Source organism: Mucilaginibacter sp. PPCGB 2223 (assembly GCF_001705515.1).
Classification (GTDB): Bacteria; Bacteroidota; Bacteroidia; order Sphingobacteriales; family Sphingobacteriaceae; genus Mucilaginibacter.
Genome location: NZ_MDJS01000003.1, coordinates 406,565 through 429,058 on the forward strand (window position 1 = coordinate 406,565; position 22,494 = coordinate 429,058).

Below are 22,494 nucleotides of genomic sequence, written 5' to 3' on the forward strand. Positions count from 1 at the left end.
GTTGGCGAATATAAAGATTTAATGAACCAATGTTTCCTGAACCTCGGTTATTTCAACATCACCATCAGGTGAAATTTGGGTTAACTGCACCATTTTTAGCTCATTAACCAATACCGGATCGTATTTGGCTCTCACCTTAACGTAATTACGGCTAAAACCGTGCATATAACCATCTTTTATATCAGCTTCAAATAATATTTCTTCAAACTTGCCTAACTGGCTCTCGTAAAAAGCACGGCGCTTCTTGTCGGACAAGATGTGCAGCATTTTACTCCTGTCGGCACGCGTTGAACCGGGCACGCTTCCGGGCAATTCGGCTGCGATGGTATTTTCGCGCTCCGAATAGGTAAATACGTGCAGGTAGGAAATATCCAGCCCGTTCAGGAAATTATAGGTATCTATAAAATCCTCGCGGGTTTCGCCCGGGAAGCCAACGATGACATCCACACCGATGCAGCAATCGGGCATCAGTTGTTTTATTTTGGCCACGCGATCAGCATACAGGTCGCGGCGATAGCGGCGGCGCATCAAACCTAATATTTTATCACTGCCCGATTGCAGCGGGATATGGAAATGCGGAACGAAACGTTTTGAGCGCGATACAAATTCGATGATCTCGTCGGTCAATAGATTTGGCTCAATAGAGGAGATGCGGTAGCGGTCGATCCCTTCAACTTCATCCAAAGCTTTTACCAGGTCGAAAAACTTATCCTGGCGCTTGCCATCGCGGATACCGAAATCGCCTAAGTTAACACCCGTTAATACGATCTCTTTCACACTCGAAGCTGCTATTTGCTTAGCCTGCTCTATCACGCTTTCGATGGTATCGCTGCGGCTTGCGCCACGTGCTAACGGTATAGTACAGAAAGTACAAGAATAATCGCAGCCATCCTGTACTTTCAAAAAAGTACGGGTACGATCGCCAAAGGAATAAGAAGAGACGAACTGGTTGGCTTCGCTCACCGGCTTGTTAAATACCAGTGTTTTGGGCTGTTTGGTGAGATCGGTGATATGCTCAACGATGTTAAATTTTTCGGCAGCACCTAAAACCATGTCCACACCTTCAATTTCGGCAATCTCCTGCGGTTTTAGCTGCGCATAACAACCTACAATGGTTACATAGGCGTTAGGCGATATTTTCAATGCCTCCTTAACTACCTTTTTGCACTTTTTGTCGGCATTTTCGGTAACGGAGCAGGTGTTGATCACAAACACATCGGGCGCGTCCGTAAAATCAACCGTATCAAAACCGGCCTGGTTAAACAGGCGGCCGATGGTTGAGGTTTCGGAGTAGTTGAGCTTGCAGCCCAGCGTGTAAAATGCGACCTTCTTATTCATTTTTTTACAAGCTGCAAAGATACGAAATTGAAGTGGAGGTTAAAATAACTGTCGTTAATTGAAATTAGTATGACCAAGCAACCATTTCTCGCTGATTTATAGTATAATATCCAAAAGAAAATCACATATTTGTTTCCCCAAAATGTATAAGGCATACATTTTGCATGGATATTAACGTGCTGAACTACTAACAGTTGTACACCGTGTAATATGAAGAATTTAACCTTTACCTTATTATTATTTTTTAGTGTTTCAGCTTTCGCACAAAACGCCGATGATCTGCAAAAACAGCTGGATACGGCTAAAAACCCGTGTGTAAAGGTCAATCTATATACTGCGATAGCAGCGAATCTCATCCAGTTCGCACAGCCTAAAACGCGCGAAGTTACCTATGCCGATGCCGGTAAAGCTGTGGATTATGTATTAAAAGCCATACACATCAACTCGGGCGATGGCGACTATTTTGCCCTGCGCACCGATTACGACATGCTGAGCCAGGCTTATTTTATCCAGAAAAAATATACCCAGGCCAAATGGTTCGCCCTGCAATCCAGCAATACCTCGCGCAACCTGGGCGAAAAGGCCAATATTATTAACTCGCTGCTGCAATTGGCCACCATTAAAATGGCTATCAAAGATTATAAACTGGCCCAGCAGGACCTTGACGAGGCTATGCAAATTGCCAAGGACTCGTACAACCTCCTCTTACAGATCGAAATAGAACATAGTATGGCTGTTTTGTACGATAAGAGCGGCAATGTAAAACAGGCCATAGCCATGCAAAAGCATTACAGTATGCTCATCGCCAACCTGAAAAAGGCACAAATGCCGAGCATTACCGTTGTTGCTGCTGCCAAGACAAAACAGCAGCCTAAGCCTAAAGTTAAGGCGCAGATTGTTGCTAACACGCCAAGAAAAACACTCAGTATGCAGTACTCCAACCCTTTGGAAAGCAAGCTGAATATCGAGAATGGTATTTGGGTGGTAAAGGATTGACAGCCCCCCTCTAAATCTCCCCCGGAAGGGGAGACTTTTAGTTTATGGCCGTATAGAAAAAAGCCCTCCCTATCGGAGAGGGTTTGGGAGTGGCTCCTCTCCCCATCTATAACTTTCATTTTCCAGGCCCATCAGGTCGGTCACCCTATTTACCACAGTCAAAGCAACTTCTTCAACTGTTTGGGGTTTGCTGTAAAACGAGGGTATTGCCGGGCAGATGATGCCGCCGGCCTCGGTAACGGTTTGCATGTTGCGTAAGTGGATAAGGTTGAAAGGCGTATCGCGGGCAACCAATATCAGCTTGCGGCGCTCTTTCAATATCACATCTGCCGCGCGGGTCGTGAGGTCGTTTGATATGCCACCGGCTATGCGCCCAAGCGTGCCCATCGAGCAGGGAACAATGACCATGGTATCGTACTTTGCTGAGCCCGAAGCAAAGGGCGCCATAAAATCATTCTTATCATAAAACTTAAACGGATAATTGTTATAATCCTCATTATCAAGCTCCAGATTCCAAACCTGGCGGGCGTTGTCGCTCATAACCACCCCTATTTGGGCTACCTGGCTATGCAATTGTTGCAGCTTATTTAATAACAATTGGGCGTAAATGGCTCCGCTGGCGCCGGTAACGGCAACAACAATCTTTCGTTTCATGAAAAGCAAAGTTAGGCTAAACGATGAGGAATGCAATAAAAAAGGGTCGAATACGAATATCCGACCCTACATCTACCTATGAAAAACATGCTCTTACGAGCACTACAAATATAAATACAGATTATTTAAAATTAAACTATTTGTTAACAATTATTTTTAGCAGGATTAATAGTGCCAAACTTTGTTTGGCGGCTACTGCTGTTCCAGGTTTTTTTCGATCAAAGTTTGGACTATCCCATCCACCAGGCCCACCTTGGGTACATACATGTTTTTGATGGATGCCCACTTCATAATAGTAAGGTATATTTCGCAGGCGGGTATGATCACGTCGGCGCGGTCGTTATTGAGGCCGAGCACATTGATCCTGTCCTTTAACGAGAAGGAATTGAGATAGTTATATAATGATTTAAGTTTACCGAAGGTTAAGGGTGTATTCTCCTTTTCCTCTGATATTTTGAATATTTTATTGATGTTACCGCCTGTACCGATGGCGGTTATCGACTTGTATATCCTGGTATTTTCCTTTACAAAATCTTGCATCTCGGTCCAGGTTTCTTCTTTATCCTGGTTATCCAGTATCCTGATAGTACCGATATTGAACGATTGTGATGCCACCATTTTGCTATCCGAAAACACCGAAAGCTCGGTGCTGCCACCGCCCACGTCGATATACAGGTAGTTTTTATTCTTCTCGAGATTGCGCTCAATGTGGCTCGAATAGATAATATTGGCTTCTTTTTGCCCGTGCACGATCTCCAATTCGATATCGGCCTGGGCCAGCACTTTTTTCACAATTTCGGGGCCATTTTTTGCTTCGCGCATTGCCGAAGTAGCATAAGCCAGGTAATCGCTGCATTTGTAAACGTCCATCAGGTTGCGGAAAGCCTGCATGGTTTTTACCAGGTCGGTTATCTTTTTATCCGAAATCTGCTGATCCAGAAAGGCGTCATCGCCCAAACGCAAAGGGACACGGATAAGCGTGTTCTTTTTGAACGAATAGGTATGATCGTTTTCAACAATATCGGCTATAAGCAACCTTACAGCGTTTGATCCTATGTCAATGGCGGCGTATCTCAAGGTGATTAATTTTTATATTTTAAGTAGCTATAAATGTCGATTTGTGCGCGATAGGGTATCTTTTCGCGGGTTTTAACATATTTATTATTGTTGTGCCCGTTAATTTCGCGGGCCTTGGTATTGTCCTGCAACTGGATGTTGACGATATCGCGAACTTCTTTATGAAGCGCCTCATCGTATACCGGGAATCCAACCTCAACACGATGATCCAGGTTACGGGTCAGAAAATCGGCCGAAGTTAAAAACAACAGCTCTTTGCCCCCGTTGCAGAAGATGTGTACGCGCGCATGTTCGAGATATTTGTCAACAATGCTGATCACTTCGATATTTTCGCTGTAACCTTTAACACCTGGCACCAGGCAGCACATACCACGCACAATGAGCTGTATTTTAACACCGGCATTGCTGGCCGCGTATAATTTCAGGATCATTTGTTCGTCGGCAAGGCTGTTCATTTTCAAGATGATATAAGCCTTTTTACCTGCACGTGCGGCTTTGATCTCGGCATCGATCATTTTTAAATAAAACGGCCTTGAATCAACCGGCGACACTACGAGGTTTTTTAAATTGCTGGGCACAGTATTTTTTACCAAAGCCTTAAATACGTTCACCAGGTCGGCAGTGATGCGTTTGTCGGCAGTGAGCAGGCTGTGATCCGCGTAAAGCGAAGCTGTTTTCTCGTTAAAGTTACCGGTAGAAAGGCAGGCGTAATATTGCGTTTTGCCTTTTTCGGTACGGGCCACCAGTATAATTTTCGAATGCACCTTGTAGCCCGAAATACCATAGATCACATTAACCCCTTCTTCGGCCAGACGCCGGCTCCAGCCGATGTTTGCCTGCTCATCAAACCGCGCTTTAAGTTCGACCAGGCAATTCACCTTTTTACCATTCTTAGCGGCGTTGATAAGAGCATGGATTACCCGGGAGTTTTTTGCCAAACGATATAAAGTAATGTTAATCTCCTTAACCTTTGGGTCGATGGCTGCCTCGCGCAGGAAGTGGATCACATAGTCAAACGACTGATAAGGCGTATTGATGAGGTAATCTTTTTTTGCGATGAGCGCTATTAAACTCTTGCCGAAAGACAAGCCTTCAACCGGCAAAAAATCGTATTTAGGATATTCCAGCTCGGCACGGCCAACATTGGGGAAGGCGATAAAATCCTTAAAGTTATGGTAGCGGTTACCCGGGATGAGGCTTTCGGAGTTAACGCCCATTTTTGTAACCAGGTACGCCAGCATATCCATCGACATTTCGGTGTCGTACAGCAAACGCATAGGCCTGCCCTTCTTACGTTTTAACAAACTCCGCGAAAGCGATTCGATAAATTTATCGCTCACCTCCTTATCCAGGTCGAGCTCGGCATCGCGCGTAAGCTGTATGGAATAAGCTTCAATATTATCATGATCAAAAATGAAGAAGATATCTTCCAGGTTGTATCGAATAATATCATCAACTAAAATAATAAACTTCAGATCGTTGGTTTGGGGCAGAACGACAAAGCGCGAAAGGTTCTCAGGTATCTCGATCAGTGCGAGCTTGGTTTTGTTGTTTTTGGTAAGCTTTACAAAAAAGTAAATACCCCGGTCGCGCAGTTCGGGCAATGGCTCATTATCATTCAGCATGATGGGCACCAGTGTGGCCAGTATATTTTCGCGAAAGTAATTTTTGACGAAGGCGCCTCGTGTAACATTCAACTGCTTGTCGTTCAGGATAAAGATCTTTTCTTCGGCAAGCTGTTTAATGATAATATTTTCATACAGGTTGTTGAATTTGCGTTCCTGTTTTACCACCAGGTTACGTATCTGGTTCAACAGCTTTTTAGGATTATAGCCGAAAACCTGCTTAGCCTTTTCATTCAGATTGGATAAGCGGCTCAAGGTAGCCACACGCACCCGGTAAAATTCATCGAGGTTTGATGAGAATATAGCCAGAAACTTGATCCTGTCAATCAGCGGTACGGTCGGGTCGGCAGCTTCCTGCAAAACCCTGTCGTTAAAATAAAGCCAGCTTATTTCTCTGTTAATTAACGGGATGCGTTTGATATCCATATAATGAAAAAGTCTCCCGGCGGATGCCCGGAGACCACAAATCTGCCTATTTTATTGTTAATGTTATGTTAACAAATTAATTTATGTTCACCTTTATTTAGCCTCGCCATTATTTTTTGCAGCAGGGGCAGTTTTAGGTTTAGCCTGGGTTTTAGGTTTAGGCGTGGTTGCCGCCTTTGCCGCTACTTTTTTTACCGGGGCGGCAACCGCTGCTTTGGTATCTGTTATGGCTTTTTCAACCACGACTGGTTTGGCGGCGACCTTTTTAATGGTAGCTTTTACACCGGCTGTAGTCGTCTCTAATTTTTCTGCTGCGTTTTCTACCGGTTTGCGGATGCGCTTTTCGGCAACCTTAGCGGCTTTGGCAATGACCTTTTCAACCTTCGCAGCCTTTTTGGCGATATCCTTTTTTGCTCCGGACGCTGATTTTTCGGCTTTTTTAACAGGTTCGGCCTCCAGCTTTTGCTCAACTGCTTTCTTTACCTCTTTAAACTTGCGCTCTATCTTTTTAGCAACAAATTTGCTCGCTTTTTTTATCTCGCGTTTCAGTTTGTCTGCATCATGCCCCAGTTCGTGAACGGCAGCCATAAATTTTTCGGTTATACTTAGCTCGAGCTGTTTTTTTGCGTTTTTTTTATCCGGGTCTTTCATAATGGGAAACGGTGATGATTGAATAAATCTCAAACTAACTAAATGCGATTAGCACCCTAATTGTTTGCACTATATAAAGTTAAATAAAATCCTCAGGGTTTGATATTTAATTAAACAAATAAATAGAATAAGTTTGTAGTGTATAAACCAAATACTCCGAACATGCCTTCATTTGATATTGTTAGTAAAATTGACGCGCAAACCCTTGATAATGCCATCAATAACGCAAAAAAGGAAATTTTGAACCGCTATGATTTTCACGGCTCAAAAAGCAGCATCGAACTGGATAAAAAAACCAACATGGTGACTGTGGTTACCGAAGACGATATGCGTCTGAAAGCCATCGAAGGATCGATCATCAGCCGCATGGTTAAACAAAACCTGGACCCTAAAGCCTTGGATTTTGGCGAAGAGCAATATGCGTCGGGTAATATGATCCGCAAAGAGATCAAAATAAAAGAAGGCCTGGATAAAGAAGCTGCTAAAAAGGTGGTAAAAAAAATTAAAGACAGTGGTTTAAAGGTTGAGGCTTCGATCATGAACGACCAGGTACGCGTTACCGGTAAAAAGATCGACGATTTGCAGGCAGTAATCAGCCTGTGCCGTGGCGAAGATTTTGGCCAACCGCTGCAATATATTAACATGCGGAACTAACAGGTGTTTCCGCAGCAATGCATTAACCTGTACCCTAATTATTGAAATTATGATAAACCCTTACAAATCGTTTTTAACACGAGTTATTGCGTTTTGTTCACTGGCCATTGCGTTCGAGGCTTGTATGCCGCCCGCTCCGGGTTTCTGGAAGAACGACAAGATATCATCTGGTAAACGCGATGACTTTCACGATCTGAACAAACAACTGTTCAAGGCCATCCTATCCGGCCATGAAAAAGAAGTCGACCTGTTACTTTCGGCCGAACTGCTCGCAAGCAACTACAATGCAGATAAGGCGGCATATTATCTAAAATCGCAGGAATATAGCCTGCGCGACGAATATTACATCGTACACAAATACCGTGGCCATCAGCACCTGAAAGCCGATGCCCAATACAACCTGGACTATGCAGTTGATACTGAGGAAATGTATGCTGCCTTTTTTTTACCCAAAGGCGGCGCCGATCAACAGATGATCACTGTGGTTTATGGCAAATATAAGTACGGATGGCGGGTGAGCCAGATAGAGATCGACCCTTATACCATTAATGGCAAAACTGCCCCGCAATTATACCTGCAGGCCAGGGCCGATTATAACAAAGGTTATTTTATTAATGCTGTAACCACAATGGAGCTGGCCGTTAAATGTTTGCGGCCTGCAGAGATGTGGCAGTGGGTAGACGAAGATGAGATCAGCAAGTTTTATACAACCGCTATGGATGGCGCCAACGGGCATTGCCATTTTCCGATTAAGGTAAACGAGGTGCCTACGACGCCGGTGATATTCAGGGTATTTAACCAAAACATTGCCGAAGGTACCTACCCCGCCATCTATTACCGCTCCAAAATAAACCTGAAAGATACGGCGGCGTTAAGAAAGGAAAATACAGCCCTTAGAAAAACTATCGGGCATATTTTTCCGGGCATTACACAAAATAACAAATACCTGCTGTACTCGGCCTTTAATGAATTACCGACCGCCGCGAAATATGTAAAATCGTATGATGTGACCGACAGATTGCACTAATTGAATAACTATGAAACAGGCTCAGAACAACAAGGCTGCTAATAAGACCAAACAGACGGCTCTTGTAACTATAAGCGATGTATTGACACTGATTTTAGGTATAACCGGGTTGCTGTATGCCTACTTTGCTTATGATATAACCCTGGTTGATTATAAGTTATGCTTTGGGAGTATAATCATAACGGGTTTACTTTTCGGTTTGTTATTTAAACGGAAACACAAATTATTGCCGGCTTATGTTTTATTGTATGGCGGCATAGTGCTGGGTGCTTTATTCTTCCTGAACAATAATTTTACCGAAGGTACCACTGCCAAAATACGGCCGCGCATTATCGAGCGATCGGCATCAACTTTTAATTTATCAAAGCCGAGTGTTACTATCGATATGGATAGCTATACCAAATCGGTAAGCATCGGCGAAAGCCAGGACCGCTATATTGCGGGGGCGGCCAATATTGTACTGACAGTTGACAAGGGCCTGTTGGGCTACCAGATCATTATTGATAAGAGGTTGACGGACGATTAGTTTTTGATTTCGGATGTCGAATGTTCAATTTCGAATTTATTTTTAAAACTCTCCCCTTCCGGATAGGGTTGGAGTGGAGCTAAAAAAGGGGCACCACTTACGCGGCGCCCCTTTTCAACTAAACTAACAACCTATATATGAAAACACTCTACATTTGAGTCTCTTTTATTCATAATGTGCCTATGTGCGAATATCCTGCTCTCACGTTATTCCTGCGCTCACATTCGCACATTTAAAAACTGCACATTATTTTCAACCTGCTTATTTGCAATTATTTAACCTCAATTTCGCGTGTTTGAATTTTAGCTTCTTCCTTTTTAGCAACGTTAACCGTTAAAATACCATCAGCATATTCGGCGCTGATGTTTGCCTGATCAGCACTTTGAGGCAAGGTAAAGTTCCTTACAAAAGATGAGTAGCTGTATTCGCGTTTGCTGTATTTTTTGGTTTCTTCGGCGTTTTCGCTTTTCTTTTCAACAGCGATGCTCAAAACGTTTTTCTCAACGCTGATTTTAAAATCTTCTTTCTTTAAACCAGGGGCTGCCAGCTCAATACCATAACCGTTTTCGTTTTCGGCAATGTTTACGGCGGGGGTTTTAGCTACCAGTTTATCGCTTAAAAATGTATCGTTCAATATCGAATCAAATACATCTGTAAATAATGGGTTGAAACCATTTTTGTGTCCGTTTGCAAATTTCACAAGTGTCATTTTTATATTCTCCTTATTTTTTGTTTTTTATTAACTTCGTCGAGATATATTCAATGTGCATACCAATTAGGTATTGGTGCATATCCGGCAGGGAAATCGCAAACAAAGCAGACAAATTGACGGATTGATTTATTCCACGCAGACAACCTGACATATTAATGACTCCAAACATCGCTAACTTCAAATATTTCACTCCGATACACATCCGCTTTTCGGATATGGATGCTTTCGGCCATGTAAACAACGCAGTATATTTAACCTATTTCGAGATAGCCCGCGGCGATTACTGGCGTAACATCATTAAATGGGACTGGAACGAGATGGGCATCATCCTCGGCCGCTCTGAGATAGACTATAAAAAACCGATCACTTTAGACGATCAGATCAAGTGTTACGTGCGCACCTCGCGCGTGGGTAACAGCAGCTTTGATGTGGAGTATATTTTGGTGCGGATAAAGGATGATAAAGAAGAGATATGCACCACCGGAAAAACGGTTTGCATCAGCTACGATTACAAGGCCGGAAAATCGAGCCCGATACCCGAAAAACAGCGCACGGCCATGATCACCTATGATGAGCCAAGGCTGATTATGAATATATAAGATCAGGATCAAGAGGCAAGAATCAGGAGGCAAGACATAGTGCTGATAATTTCTTGGTTCCTGGCTCCTGATTCCTGAATCTACCGCCTAAAATATCTTCCCCGGGTTCAATATACCATTAGGATCAAATACTGCTTTAATACCCCTCATCAGGTTGAGGTTGATGTCACTGTATTTTAAAGGCATATAGTCCTTTTGTACCAAGCCAATGCCGTGCTCACCGCTGATGGTGCCGCCGAGGGCAACAGTTAATTCGAATATTTCGGTGATGCCAAGTTTCAATTTATTATTCCAGTCGTCATCACTCATACCCGCTTTAATAATATTGACGTGCAGGTTACCATCACCGGCATGGCCGTAGCAAACCGATTCGAAACCATACTTCGCCCCTGCTTCCTTAATACCTTTGATCAATTTGGGCAACTCGGCGCGTGGCACCACGGTATCTTCTTCCTTATAAACTGAGTTGGATTTTACCGATACGGCCATGGTGCGGCGCATCGTCCAAAGCTCTTCTTTCTGTGCTGATGAATCGGCGAAAAGCACATCCTGGCATTCAAACTCTTCAAGCACCATATTGATCTTTTCGCACTCGCCAAAGATCACATCCTGGTTGGTACCATCCACCTCGATCAGCAAATAAGCCTCTATGCCCGGCTTGATATCGAAGCTGATACCATCGTGCTCAACCACCCATTCTACTCCCCTGCGCTCCATAAACTCTAATGCCGATGGAATAACTCCGGCGCGAAATATTGCCGAAACAGCGCCGCAGGCCTGCTCGTTGGTATTGAACGAGGCCAGCATCAGTACATTTTGTGTTGGTTTGGGTATCAGCTTAACCACTATTTTGGTAATGATACCTAAAGTACCTTCAGACCCAATTAATAATTGCGTAAGGTTGTAACCCGAGGCATATTTGAGGGTATTGGCACCTGTCCATATCACATTGCCATTAGGCAAAACCACTTCAAAATTTAATACATACTCGCGGATGGTGCCGTATTTAACCACGCGCGGCCCCCCGCTGCAATTGGCCATATTACCCCCGATAAAGCAGCTGCCTTTGCTGGCCGGGTCGACAGGGTAAAGCAAACCTTTTTCTTCAACTGCGTTCATAAACACCTCGGTAATTACGCCGGGTTCAACAGTAGCCTGCAGGTTACGCTCGTCGATATCGATGATATTATTAAAATTCTCCATCGAGATGATGAGCCCGCCATATACGGGTAAAGCACCTCCTGCCAAACCTGTACCTGCGCCGCGCGGCGTAACCGGGATGTGATTTTCGTTACACAGCTTCATCAAGGCTGATACCTGCTTCGTGTTTTGGGCACGAGCGGCAACCTCGGGATAATAATGCAGGTCTTCGGTTTCGTCGTGACTATATTTTTCAAGGTCGTCGTTAGCAGTGTAAACAAATTTTTCGCCTACTATAGCTTTGATTTGCTGTAGCACAGCACCGGTAATTTTATTAAACGTCATCAGGTTTATGATAGGTGATTTCGATAAATGAATGTTCAACAATGCCCGGCAAGGGCGGACTGAGTTTTTTTAGCCCGACGCGGATGGTCTCGACAAACGGGTAAGTGGTTTTCAGTTCGTCGATAATGGCCTGCACTACCGTTTCGAGCAGTTTGCGCGGCTGTTTCATATGTTTGGCTACGATGATGTAAAGCTGTTCGTAGTTTACGGTATGGGCAATCTCGTCGTTAGTAAAATGGTGCTGCTGTAAAAACTCGACATCCACATCCACTATAAAATGATTGCCCAGCACCCGCTCTTCGGGATAAAACCCGTGGAAAGCGAAGAAACGAACACCTTGTAATGCTACCCTAACCATGCGCCAAAGTTATGGATTTGTTGGCATGGCGCATAGCGGAGTTTGCGGGGAGCACCGGAAACATTTCCCATTTTTAATTTTAACTTTAACGTTTTGACTCAGGAAAATCTACGCCAGCACCGGTTGTTCTTTCGTCAGCATCTTGATCTCCTCCATCAGCTCATCGCTGGGGTTTACCCTGATGGTTTTTGATGGCATATCCACCAAAATAGAATCTTCTTTATCGCGAATTTTAAAACGCAGGGTACAATTTTTTACGGCGTTCTTTTCGTTGTTGGCGGCCACCAGTTGCTGCAGATTGTTGAGCATATTATCGTCAAGCTCATTTAAATTGAGGATCACCGTAAGCGATTTGGTAAGCTTCTCCCGCATTTCGGATAATAGCCCCATCGTGGTGATGCGCAGATCCCAGTTACCTGCCTGTCGGAATTTTTCTTCTATGGTTCCTTTAACATGGATAAAGCAATCCTCCATCAATATATTGCGGAACTTGATGTAGTCGTCGCCAAACAGGGCAAACTCGTACGAATCAAGATAATCTTCCAAAAAGAAGGTACCGAAAGGCTTCCCTGTTTTGGTGGTTTTGTGCTGAACGCGCGACATGATGCCACCGATGCTCAGCTCACCGCCCGATGATTTGCGCAGGGCATTGAAAGCCATTTCGGTTTCTTCGCCGCCTTCGCGGTTCTTCATTTTTTGCAGCAGTTTAAGGTCGGCAACCGTATGCTTACAGAATTTTTCGAGTTCGATCTTATAATTATCCAGCGGGTGGCCGGTGAGGTAAATACCGATTACCTCTTTCTCGTATTTCAGCTTTTCGATCAGCGCGAACTCTTCGGCATCAGGCATGGTAGGCTCTGGAATGTAGGAAGCCACCGAACCACCGAACAGCGATGACTGCGACGAGCTTTGGGTATTTTGATAGTCGTTGGCGTATTTGATGAGGCGTTCGATACCGCTCAACAAACCGTTTTCGGTTTTGGCGAAGAACTGGGCGCGTTTCAGGTTGAAGCTATCAAAGGCGCCGCTGTAAACCAGGTTTTCGTACGATTTACGGTTGACAGCGCGCACATTCGACCGCTGCGCAAAATCGTAAACCGAGTTAAAACGGCCGTTAGCCACACGCTCTTCGATAATGCTCTCAACCGCCTTCTCGCCCACACCTTTGATGCCCGAGAGCCCGAAACGGATGTTGCCGTCTTTCGTAGCCGTAAACGCCATGGCCGACTCGTTAACATCGGGCCCCAGAACCAGGGTGCCCATGCGGCGGCACTCTTCCATAAAGAAAGATATTTTTTCGATGCTGTTCTGGTTATTCAATACGGCAGCCATATACTCGGCTGGGTAATGTGCCTTTAAATAAGCAGTCTGGTAAGCTACCAGCGCATAGCAGGTAGAGTGCGATTTATTGAACGCGTATTGAGCAAAAGCTTTCCAGTCGTTCCATATCTTGGTGAGCTTATCTTTAGGATGGCCCTTTTCGGTAGCTCCGGCTACAAACTGGGCCTCCATTTTATTTAACACCTCGATCTGCTTTTTACCCATAGCCTTACGCAGCACATCGGCATCGCCCTTGCTAAAACCGGCCAGCTTCTGCGATAAAAGCATCACCTGCTCCTGGTAAACAGTAATACCGTAGGTTTCGGACAGGTACTCCTCCATATCGGGCAAATCGTAAGTAATCGGCTCCAGGCCGTGCTTACGTTTGATAAAGTTAGGTATATACTCTATCGGCCCGGGGCGGTAAAGGGCGTTCATAGCGATCAGATCCTCAAACTTATCGGGCTTCAAATCGCGCAGGTACATTTGCATACCGTCGCTTTCAAACTGGAACGTTCCGTTGGTATCGCCGCGCTGGTACAGCTCGTAGGTTTTCTGGTCATCGAGTTCGATATAATCGATATCGATTTCAACACCGTGATTTTGTTTGATCATTTGCAGGGCGCCTTTGATGATAGTCAAAGTTTTCAGGCCCAAAAAGTCCATCTTGATAACACCCGCATCTTCAATCACGCGGCCATCGTATTGGGTAACCAGCAAGTCGGAGTCTTTAGCTACAGCTACGGGAACGATGGTCGTTAAATCATCGGGCGCGATGATAACACCCGCGGCATGTACGCCGGTATTGCGTACCGATCCTTCGAGCTTTTCGGCTGCTTTTAACACCTGAGAGCGCAGGTCGTTGCCCTCCATAATGGCTTTGAGCTCGGGTACCTGGTCAATGGCATCCTTTAAGGTGATGCCTAAAGTTTCGGGTACCAGCTTTTTCATGGCGTTCACTTCGGATAAGGGCATATCCAGCACCCGGCCCACATCCTGTATACTGGTACGGGCAGCCATCGAACCATAAGTAATGATCTGCGCTACCTGGTTTTTACCATATTTATCAACCACATAGTCGATCACCTTCTGGCGGCCCTCGTCATCGAAATCGGTATCGATATCGGGCATCGACTTACGATCGGGGTTCAAAAACCTTTCGAACAGCAGGTTGTACTTCATCGGGTCGATATTGGTAATGCCTGTACAATAGGCCACCACCGAACCCGCCGCCGAACCCCGGCCCGGGCCAATGAACACGCCGATATCGCGGCCGTGTTTAATGAAATCGGCCACAATTAGAAAGTAACCGGCAAAACCCATGGTTCGGATGGTGAACAGTTCGAAGTTGATACGCTCTTCGGTAGCGGCATCGATATCCTTATAACGCGCCTTAGCGCCGGTGAAAGTTAAGTGCTTAAGGTACTCCCACTGGTTCATGGTATCGGCATCGGCGCCATCGTGTATCTTAAACTCGGGCGGTATCGGGAAGTTGGGCAGCATGATATCGCGCTTCAGCTTCAATACTTCTACCTTGTCGACGATTTCGTTGGTGTTATCGAGCGACTCGGGCAGATCATGAAACAGCTGCCCCATCTCGGCCTGGGTTTTAAAATAAAACTGGTCGTTAGGGAAACCGAAGCGATAGCCCTTGCCCCCTTCTTCATCGGTAGCAATGGGCGTGCTCTGCATATCGCCGGTGTTTACGCACAGCAAAATATCGTGGGCGTTGCTGTCCTGCTGATCCACGTAGTGCGAATCGTTGGAGCAGATGACCTTAACGTTATATTTTTTTGAGAACTGAACCAGCTTGTTGTTGATGATGGTTTGCTCGGGGATATCGTGTCGTTGTAGCTCGATGTAATAATCCTCACCGAAAATATCCAGCCACCATTTGAATTCGGTCTCGGCTTCGTCTTCAGTTCCTTTCAGGATTGTTTGTGGTACCGACGCGCCGATACAGCAGGTGGTAGCGATCAATCCCTTATGATATTTCAGGATCAGCTCTTTATCGATACGCGGCCATTTACTGTACAAGCCTTCCATATAGCCCAGCGAGCAAAGCTTGATGAGGTTTCGGTAACCTTCGGGGTTCTTCGCTAAAAAAAGCTGGTGGCGGCGTACGTCTTTATTCTCTTTGGTGAATTGTTTTTTATGCCTGTCTTCCACAACGTAAAATTCGCAGCCTACAATTGGTTTTACGTTGTGCTTGCCCGCTTCGGCTACAAATTTGAACACGCCGAACATATTACCATGGTCGGTAATGGCAAGGGCTTTCATCCCATCGGCCGCGGCTTTTTTATACAGCTTGGATATATCGGCGGCGCCGTCGAGCAATGAAAACTGGGTATGGACGTGGAGGTGCGAAAAATCGGGCATGGCAAAAAAATCTGGTACACTAATATCCTGTGCGGATAGCAAATTTATTAAAAATTGCGGGGGATTGTTGGGCTGTGGATAATTTGATGACGATGTGCAAACATGTAAATGTGCAGATGTGCAAATGACGTTTTGCGGGAAGGTTGAAAAGTTTGAAAGTCGTGTTTTAGCTCCAGGCTTCAAAAAGGGTGTTGCCTACAGCCCGGACTTTCCACTCATACCGCACGACCTGTCGCGATACCCACCGGGAGGCCTTAGCGTCCTGACTGTTCTTCATCTCTTTTTCATCAATCTTTTAAAACCAGTATAACATTTCAAACGAGGGCCCGCAGGGGAAATTTAATTCGTCTGTTTTTCTTACATCTTAATAAAAACAAATTATATTTTAAATTATATAAATTTAAAGATGTAATATTTTGATTAAAACAACATAATCAAAAATATATTTTTAAATCCAGATTAAACTATTATGCACGCATAGTGTCTTAACTATAAAACAAACAATAACACAGATAGCAAAAGCGCAATAAAAATTAAAAGGCAATAGCATCTGTAACTAAAAAAATAAACACCATGAAGAAGTTCATCATTTTATCAGCAATGGCAGTTAGCGGTTTAATAGCTCAATCGGCTAAGGCCCAGATAGGTATCCATATCAGCTTGCATTTAGGCGGCTCGCCTGCTTATGTTGCCCCCGAACCTGCGCCGGTTTGTGCCGACGATTATTACTACCTGCCTGATGTAGAGGCTTATTACTCAGTGCGCGAAAACTGTTATTATTATAACGATGGTTACAACTGGGTATCGGCAGCTTACCTGCCCGGCGCTTACCGTAATTACGACTGGCATTATGCCCGCCGCATCGAAATACGCGAGCCACGCCCATACCTGCACAGCGAAGTTTACCGCTCGCGCTATAATGGTTGGGAGCACCGTAACTGGAACTACCGCGACGAACACGATTACCACATGTATGCCGACCGCGATCATGATTACCGCGAGCATAACTTTGATCGTGGTTACGCTCGCCCCGACGATCACTTCGACCATGGCAATTATGGCCGTGGTGTAGAACCACAGCACGATGATCATAATTTTAACCGCGGCCAGCAATATCAGCAACAAAATGATAACCGTGGCAACTGGAATAACCGCGGCCAGCAATATCAGCAACAACAGGCACAGCCACAACAAAACAACAACCGTTTTGGCGCTAATGGCTCACAAGAACGCTTTGCACAGAACCGCCCGACAAGATTTTAACTGTTGATTGTTTGTTTTCCATGATACCATCCCGGTTGCGATACCGGGGTGGTTTTTTCATTTAAAGAGCGAACGTTATGATACTGCTTTCTTCAACCGTATGTAAAACGTAGTTCCGTTGCCGGGCTCGCTCTTGAACCATATTTCGCCGCCGTGGCTTTCGACAATCTGCTTGCTGATGGACAGGCCCAGCCCGAACGACGGCTCACCGGCTGTGCCGGCACGTTTGGCCTGGGTGAACATATTGAATACCTGGTTTTTGATATTATCGGGTATACCGATGCCGTGATCAGTAACCGAAATAAGTATGTTATCGCCCTCGTTAATAACTTTTACGTAAATATCCGAGCCTTGCGGACTGAATTTAATGGCATTACTGATGAGGTTACTCATCACCCGCCATATTTTTTCGCGGTTAATGAACAGCTCTTCAGGTGTTTCCAGTGTCTCGAGCTTGATCTTCTGGTTCTTCTCAGCGGCCTTAAAACGCAGCAGCTCTATACTGTTGCTCAGCAGGGTATTGATATCTACCATTTGCTTTTTACCGGTATTAAGGGAGGTATTGCCGGTAACTTCCAATATCTCGTTGATCAGTTCGAGCGAATTGTTCGTGGCGCTTTGTATCAGTTCAAGCAATTCCTTTTGTTCGGTGTCCATTTCCTCCATTAGCATAAGCGCCGTAAGCGAAGCAATGCCACCTATCGGGTTACGTAAATCGTGGGCAACGGCACGCAATATCCTGTCCTTCTCTTTATCGGCAACTTCCAGCTCTTTAAAGGCCTGCTCTAAAATGTCCTTCTGCTGTAATACCTGGGCATTTAATCTGCTTAGGTCTTTAATACTGGCTTTTGACCGGCGCCAGTTTAAAAATATCAGCAAGATAATGATCAGCGCCATCACCGAATAGATCAGTGCCACGGTTAAATAATTTTGCTTGAGCTGGTTATCAGTTTTCAGATTGTTTATCGTCGACTGGTTCTCAAGATCCTTAAACTGCTGGTTAACATCGCTCTCCTTTAGCTTTTGGGTTGTTTTGGCAACCGAATCTTTTAAAAGGTCGTATTCGTCGAAGTAGTGCAAGGCTTTTTTTAGCTCGTTTTGCCTTTCGTAATAATTGGCCATCAAATGATTCCATTCTACTTCGGCATCGGGGTTTTTTACACTATCAAGTTGTGCGCGTATATCTGTAAGAAGATCTAATAACCCGGGATCATTATTTTTTGTATAGATATTGGCCAATTTCAATTCGCTCAACTCTGCATCGCGGTTATCGTTACCTTTTTTAAGGTTAATAGCGATACTCTTTTTGAGGAGGTCCTCGGCCTTAATGTAGTCGCCTTTTGCGATATACAATTGCCCCAGGTTGCCATAAACTACAGCCTTGGCCACCTCTATCAAGTCGGCTCTTTCGTTATACTTTGGCCCTTCATGCTTAAGATAAACCAGTGTACGGTCAAAGTAAACCAGTGCGCTATCACTAAGTCCCGCCTTATTATAGCTAATGGCCGTATTATCCAACAGCTCCTGCATCCGATAAAAAGTCACGAAGTTCATGGTGCAGTTGGTGCTTTCTGCAAAACTTTCCTTAAAATAATTGGCAGCAATACTAAAGTGGGCCTGTTTGTACATGATCATACCCATACGGTAGCTGTAGTCGGCCAGGGTACAGTTATCAAAATTATTTTTGCCTGTTACTTTGCCCAGGTAGTAGTTTTGATAAGCCTCGGGGAAATGGCCTGTGGCAAAATAAATATCACCTTTTGAAAAATAGCATATACCTAATTGCTTGGCGTATGCCTTTATATTACCACTCTTTTGGATGATATTAAGCATGCTGTCGGCATAGCGCATAGCCTTGTCATAATTAACATGCACGCGATAGTAATAAGTGCAGTATAATTCGTAAGCCTCAAAAAGATTTGCTGTGCCGATGTTTTTGTGTTGCGCTAAAACCGAATCTAAATAATGGATGCCTTTAGCGGGATTATTATTATAAATATCTCTCCCTTTATCTATCTCTTTGCTATAGTAGTTTGTTGTTGAAGCATCTTCGCTTTGGTTTTTACTACACGAACCCAAAAGTATAAGAGACACGCAACTTATAACATAAAACAGGGTTTGACGCCTATATTTGTCAATATGCGTTTTGAAGGGGGGCATTGCTGATATCAAGAGCGATTTGCTACCAAATATAGTTAAAATATTTGCTTAGAATATCAAAAACGCAAATTATCCGGCTTTATATTAAAAAAACGATCACGAAAATTGGCCTGGGGTAAACCCCCTGTTTACTTAAAGGCATCTTCGCCGGTAACATCCATACCGGTGATCAGCAGGTGAATATCGTGCGTGCCTTCATAAGTAATTACCGATTCGAGGTTCATCATATGCCGCATAATCGAGTACTCGCCTGTGATACCCATGCCGCCAAGCATCTGCCGCGCTTCGCGGGCAATATTGATAGCAATTTCGACACTGTTACGTTTAGCCATTGATATCTGCGCGGCTGTAGCCCGGTTCTCACTCTTTAAAACACCTAAACGCCAAACCAACAATTGTGCCTTGGTGATCTCGGTGATCATTTCGGCCAGTTTTTTTTGCTGCAACTGAAACCCAGCTATAGGTTTGCCAAATTGCACCCTTTGTTTAGAGTAGCGCAGCGCCGTATCGTAACAATCCATCGCCGCGCCTATGGCGCCCCAGGCGATACCGTAGCGCGCCTGGTTTAAGCATCCCAGCGGCCCTTTTAAACCAGATGCTCCGGGCAGCAGGTTCTCTTTGGGCACCTTAACGTTATCGAACACCAGTTCGCCGGTTGCCGATGCCCGCAACGACCATTTATTATGCGTTTCGGGTGTGCTGAAACCTTCCATGCCACGCTCTACGATAAGGCCATGGATTTTACCGGCTTCGCTTTTTGCCCAAACCACGGCAATGTCGGCAAAAGGTGCGTTCGATATCCACATCTTAGCGCCGTTCAGCAGGTAATGATCGCCTGCGTCCTTAAAGTTAGTGGTCATGCCGCCAGGGTTCGAGCCATGATCGGGCTCGGTTAAGCCAAAGCAGCCCATTAACTCGCCGGATGCCAGTTTAGGCAGGTATTTCTTTTTCTGCTCTTCGCTGCCGTATGCATATATCGGGTACATCACCAGTGAGCCCTGAACCGATGCCGTCGACCGTATACCCGAATCGCCGCGCTCCAGTTCCTGCATCAGAATGCCGTAAGCTATATAATCCAAACCTGCGCCGCCGTACTCCTCCGGAATTGTGGGCCCGAAAGCGCCTATCCCGGCCAGGCCTTTGATTACTTGTTTGGGGAACTCAGCCCGTTGTGCATAGTCTTCAATGATCGGGCTCAATTCTCTTTTTACCCAATCGCGGGCGCTCGCGCGGATCAGTTTATGCTCTTCGCTTAACAGTTCGTCTATCCAGTAATAATCGGGCGCTTCGTACATGTCGGTCTTAGCCATAACAGTATTTTGATGTGTGGCTAATTTCGGCAAATAAGGCGCATTTGGCAATAGCGTTTAAATGCACTAAAGTAAGAATGGGGTATTTTACGCGGAATTATTTGCCTGTAAATGGGTTGAAATTAAGGGCTGTTTTGGTCGCTTTAAAAATTATATGCATAATTTTCTTATGTATATAAGAAAATTTTATACCTTTGTTTCTATGAGTACAAACCCTATGCTGAAAGGCACTATTCAGACGATCATCCTCAAATTGCTTGAAGATAACCGGCAGATGTACGGTTACGAGATCACCCAAAAAGTGAAAGAGCTCACCGCCGGCGAGATCAAGCTTACCGAGGGTGCCCTTTACCCGGCTTTGCATAAGCTGGAAGCCGACGGCCTGCTCGAAACCAGTACCGAGATAGTGGACAACCGTGTGCGCAAATATTACCGCCTGACTGAAGAGGGCGGCCACGAAGTAACCAGCAAGGTAAACGAAGCGGGGGCTTTTATTGAACAGTTGCAGGCATTATTAAGTTTAAAACCGGCTATTCGATGAACCTGACCGACGAGCAAAAGCTGGATATACAGCAAAAGCTGAACTACGCCGTAAAATACCGCGAAACTTTCGACGAGGTGTACGATCACATTCTGCAAAGTATTGACTGCCTGCCCGGTACAGGTGTGTATACAGATGAACTGTTCGGCCAGATCATCGAAACCGAATTCGGCGGGATTGAAAAACTGAAACAGATGGAGAAAGATAGCGCCGGCTATGCTTTTAAAGCGATGCAAAAAAAGCATGGGCAAAACATGGCTTATTTCTTCAGGTGGCCCACGCTTGTGTTTACCATTGCCCTAACGGTAGCAGGCTATATTATCGATAAAAACCCGGCCACGCACAAATCGCTCATGCTGGTTGCCATGGTAACCGGGGTATTGCCACTGTCATTGATCTTTCTAAAAAAAATGCGGGCGAAATATATAGGCTGGCACACTGGTATTTATATAAAGCCTTCTGTAAAAGAGGGTTATATTTTTTCGGTATCGTCGCTATCGTGCAACGCAGTCAATATCCTTTCTTTCGTAACCCGCCATTTCGATTATTACGGCATCACAACTTTGCTTGTTTTTGTAGCTTACAGCATATTTGTTTTAAGCTTTTTTAAACTATACCGCCAGGAATACCAGATACAGCTCATCTGATGAAACTTACCGCCGGACAGATCGCCCATATCAAAGCCTTTATCTCCAAACGCGGCTTTACCTATCCCGATGTGCAATTGGAGATCATCGATCACGTAGCCAGCAGGGTAGAGGAATTGATGACCGCCAATCCGGCTTTGAGTTTAGACGAAGCCATACAAATCACCCACGGCGAGTTCGGTGTAATGGGTTTTGGTGTTATTGAGGATGCCATCACGGCGGGTTTACAGAAAAGGTACCTCCGGTTGTTCGGCGCGGCTTTCGTATCCTATTTCAGGCTAAAATATATACCCCTGATGGTGCTGTTTATTTGCCTGGTGTATATCCCTTTCGTAGCTGTAGCCAAACCCGAACTATTTTTTATCGCCGGCTTTATATTAGTTATCGCCGCGCTAATAGCTCTTAGATATACTGACTACAAAAAGTATAAACGCTATAACCAATTGCTCACCATGAAAATGGGTAACCTATACCTTATCTTTGCTATGCTAATCTTCCAGGTGTGGAATGTTTTCGGCGTCCAGATACGCATTTATGAGCATTTGAGCCTCAACCTGGTTGGCATAATTTATGGCTTACTGGTCGTCGTGGTTATTGTACTTTTTGTTACTATTAACACAGTGCGCAAAAAAGCATTACAAAGCTGCATCGAGCTCGACAAAAAATATCATTTGTTAGAACCGGTTACGATTGCAGCGTAAACAGGCTTTTGTTTGATGCCGATTATTGTAAATTTGGCTATCAAA

General features: G+C 44.8%; 20 protein-coding genes. 9 read left to right on the forward strand and 11 right to left on the reverse strand.

All coding sequences use genetic code 11. The annotated features are described in order from the left end of the window. Nucleotides 1–18 precede the first annotated feature (18 nt). Nucleotides 19–1,338: a tRNA (N(6)-L-threonylcarbamoyladenosine(37)-C(2))-methylthiotransferase MtaB gene (mtaB, locus tag BEL04_RS16565; protein WP_066005900.1), complete on the reverse strand. Its 1,320-nt coding sequence runs from the start codon at nt 1,336–1,338 to the stop codon at nt 19–21. Between the two features lie 210 nt (nt 1,339–1,548). Between mtaB and BEL04_RS16570 the strand changes: the two genes are divergently transcribed. After that, nucleotides 1,549–2,334, forward strand: coding sequence for a tetratricopeptide repeat protein (locus BEL04_RS16570; RefSeq protein ID WP_066005901.1), 786 nt, complete (start codon nt 1,549–1,551; stop codon nt 2,332–2,334). Nucleotides 2,335–2,403: 69 nt separating this feature from the next. On the opposite strand, the gene BEL04_RS16575 is transcribed toward BEL04_RS16570, so the two are convergent. From BEL04_RS16575 to BEL04_RS16590, 4 genes are all read right to left on the reverse strand, one after another. Next, entirely contained in the window at nt 2,404–2,988 is a 585-nt protein-coding gene (locus BEL04_RS16575; RefSeq protein WP_066005902.1) for a UbiX family flavin prenyltransferase, read from the reverse strand. A 192-nt stretch (nt 2,989–3,180) separates the two neighbouring features. Next, nucleotides 3,181–4,065: a hypothetical protein gene (locus BEL04_RS16580; RefSeq protein WP_066005903.1), complete on the reverse strand. Its 885-nt coding sequence runs from the start codon at nt 4,063–4,065 to the stop codon at nt 3,181–3,183. Nucleotides 4,066–4,070: 5 nt separating this feature from the next. Next, nucleotides 4,071–6,116 (reverse strand): polyphosphate kinase 1, encoded by a 2,046-nt coding sequence (gene ppk1, locus BEL04_RS16585; protein ID WP_066005904.1) that lies wholly within the window; start codon nt 6,114–6,116, stop codon nt 4,071–4,073. A 93-nt stretch (nt 6,117–6,209) separates the two neighbouring features. Continuing rightward, on the reverse strand, nt 6,210–6,767 hold the full coding sequence (locus BEL04_RS16590) for a hypothetical protein (RefSeq protein ID WP_066005905.1): 558 nt from the start codon (nt 6,765–6,767) through the stop codon (nt 6,210–6,212). A gap of 162 nt (nt 6,768–6,929) precedes the next feature. On the opposite strand from BEL04_RS16590, the gene BEL04_RS16595 reads away from it, so the two are divergent. From BEL04_RS16595 to BEL04_RS16605, 3 genes are read left to right on the forward strand one after another with little or no spacing between them, the layout of a single operon-like run. Further along, entirely contained in the window at nt 6,930–7,421 is a 492-nt protein-coding gene (locus tag BEL04_RS16595; protein ID WP_066005906.1) for a YajQ family cyclic di-GMP-binding protein, read from the forward strand. A 49-nt stretch (nt 7,422–7,470) separates the two neighbouring features. Then, nucleotides 7,471–8,448, forward strand: coding sequence for a hypothetical protein (locus BEL04_RS16600; RefSeq protein ID WP_066005907.1), 978 nt, complete (start codon nt 7,471–7,473; stop codon nt 8,446–8,448). A 10-nt stretch (nt 8,449–8,458) separates the two neighbouring features. Next, nucleotides 8,459–8,974, forward strand: a complete 516-nt coding sequence (locus tag BEL04_RS16605) for a hypothetical protein (RefSeq protein ID WP_066005908.1) — start codon at nt 8,459–8,461, stop codon at nt 8,972–8,974. Between the two features lie 271 nt (nt 8,975–9,245). Here BEL04_RS16605 and BEL04_RS16610 read toward each other — a convergent pair whose 3' ends face one another. Continuing rightward, the gene (locus BEL04_RS16610; protein ID WP_066005909.1) at nt 9,246–9,683 is read right to left on the reverse strand and encodes an Hsp20/alpha crystallin family protein; all 438 of its coding nucleotides are present in this window, start codon (nt 9,681–9,683) and stop codon (nt 9,246–9,248) included. A gap of 158 nt (nt 9,684–9,841) precedes the next feature. On the opposite strand from BEL04_RS16610, the gene BEL04_RS16615 reads away from it, so the two are divergent. Beyond that, complete coding sequence (locus BEL04_RS16615) at nt 9,842–10,285, forward strand: thioesterase family protein (protein WP_066005910.1); 444 nt, start codon at nt 9,842–9,844, stop codon at nt 10,283–10,285. 87 nt (nt 10,286–10,372) lie between these two features. Here the strand turns inward: BEL04_RS16615 and BEL04_RS16620 are convergent, their stop codons facing one another. The 3 genes from BEL04_RS16620 to dnaE form a co-directional block, all read right to left on the reverse strand. Next, on the reverse strand, nt 10,373–11,770 hold the full coding sequence (locus tag BEL04_RS16620; RefSeq protein WP_066005911.1) for an FAD-binding oxidoreductase: 1,398 nt from the start codon (nt 11,768–11,770) through the stop codon (nt 10,373–10,375). After that, nucleotides 11,760–12,128 (reverse strand): dihydroneopterin aldolase, encoded by a 369-nt coding sequence (gene folB, locus BEL04_RS16625; protein WP_066005912.1) that lies wholly within the window; start codon nt 12,126–12,128, stop codon nt 11,760–11,762. The genes BEL04_RS16620 and folB overlap by 11 nt, the downstream gene beginning before the upstream one ends. A gap of 108 nt (nt 12,129–12,236) precedes the next feature. After that, nucleotides 12,237–15,827, reverse strand: a complete 3,591-nt coding sequence (dnaE, locus tag BEL04_RS16630; RefSeq protein WP_066005913.1) for a DNA polymerase III subunit alpha — start codon at nt 15,825–15,827, stop codon at nt 12,237–12,239. Nucleotides 15,828–16,400: 573 nt separating this feature from the next. On the opposite strand from dnaE, the gene BEL04_RS16635 reads away from it, so the two are divergent. Continuing rightward, a complete protein-coding gene (locus BEL04_RS16635; protein WP_139113079.1) occupies nt 16,401–17,090 on the forward strand; it encodes a hypothetical protein in 690 nt (229 codons plus the stop codon). Nucleotides 17,091–17,165: 75 nt separating this feature from the next. On the opposite strand, the gene BEL04_RS16640 is transcribed toward BEL04_RS16635, so the two are convergent. Beyond that, a complete protein-coding gene (locus BEL04_RS16640) occupies nt 17,166–19,184 on the reverse strand; it encodes a tetratricopeptide repeat-containing sensor histidine kinase (protein WP_175404101.1) in 2,019 nt (672 codons plus the stop codon). A 194-nt stretch (nt 19,185–19,378) separates the two neighbouring features. Next, nucleotides 19,379–20,545: an acyl-CoA dehydrogenase family protein gene (locus tag BEL04_RS16645; protein ID WP_371327591.1), complete on the reverse strand. Its 1,167-nt coding sequence runs from the start codon at nt 20,543–20,545 to the stop codon at nt 19,379–19,381. 217 nt (nt 20,546–20,762) lie between these two features. On the opposite strand from BEL04_RS16645, the gene BEL04_RS16650 reads away from it, so the two are divergent. From BEL04_RS16650 to BEL04_RS16660, 3 genes are read left to right on the forward strand one after another with little or no spacing between them, the layout of a single operon-like run. Beyond that, on the forward strand, nt 20,763–21,101 hold the full coding sequence (locus BEL04_RS16650; protein ID WP_066006246.1) for a PadR family transcriptional regulator: 339 nt from the start codon (nt 20,763–20,765) through the stop codon (nt 21,099–21,101). Beyond that, on the forward strand, nt 21,098–21,748 hold the full coding sequence (locus BEL04_RS16655; protein ID WP_066005917.1) for a hypothetical protein: 651 nt from the start codon (nt 21,098–21,100) through the stop codon (nt 21,746–21,748). The genes BEL04_RS16650 and BEL04_RS16655 overlap by 4 nt, the downstream gene beginning before the upstream one ends. After that, nucleotides 21,748–22,449, forward strand: a complete 702-nt coding sequence (locus BEL04_RS16660; protein ID WP_066005918.1) for a hypothetical protein — start codon at nt 21,748–21,750, stop codon at nt 22,447–22,449. The genes BEL04_RS16655 and BEL04_RS16660 overlap by 1 nt, the downstream gene beginning before the upstream one ends. Nucleotides 22,450–22,494 lie beyond the last annotated feature (45 nt).